Below are 776 nucleotides of genomic sequence, written 5' to 3' on the forward strand. Positions count from 1 at the left end.
TTTTAATATCTGTGGCAATAATCGGTATTCTTTATAGGTATATAAAAACAAAAACATCGGCTTACATTGCAAGGGTGTCTATAGCTGTATTATTACTTTACGGTCTTGGTTTTGTGGCAATATTATTGTTATTGTTTTCTCTTTATATCGCAGATAGAAATAACGATGGCCGCTCAATTAACGAGAAAATGGGGCTGTTTTAATCTAACAAGTGTAGCCTGTCTCGCCCCAGCAAAAAGACGCTATGGCTGGACTTCGCTTCGCTCGGCCGCAGCTACAGGCGTTAAATGTTTTTTTTGCCTTAAAGGTTAAGGCTCAATATTCGGCAAGGAATGCACGTTTCTAATCTGGCATCTTTCCGTTTAAATTTTTAGGGTAGGTGGTACGGTTTCCAACTGTTCCGCTCTGCTGTTCAAGCTTCTCAGGCACATTTTTATTTGTAGAGGCTTCGTCGGTGGTGTGTTCCTAGGAAGTCCGGTAAAGTCGCCATCTATGGTGTTTTTGTCTCAAGGCAAGCACTTAGGTTTTAACGTGGTGTTTGGTTTAGTTGGGTGTTCTAAAACATCTAACCAGTTCATCAAACATCACTCCGGCCACAAAGAGACGTGGCCTGCGTTGGACGCACGATAGAGCCGTGCGCCGTTTATAAAAGCGTTATGTTCTCTAGGTGGTCATGGAAAAGGTCGAATTAGAAAACTGGAGCTGGACATTACTCCGCCACAACGAAAACTTTATTTTGTCAGTAGTTTGTGGCTCTGTTGGTATTTATACGGTCG

The 776-nt window shown here is 42.3% G+C and carries 1 protein-coding gene; it reads left to right on the forward strand.

Annotated elements, in window-relative coordinates; genetic code table 11:
• Positions 1 to 203: hypothetical protein (locus A3763_RS29520; RefSeq protein WP_231872139.1), on the forward strand; the 203-nt coding region annotated here is incomplete at its 5' end.
• Positions 204 to 776 lie beyond the last annotated feature (573 nt).

The sequence above is a fragment of the Oleiphilus sp. HI0128 genome, assembly GCF_001635365.1.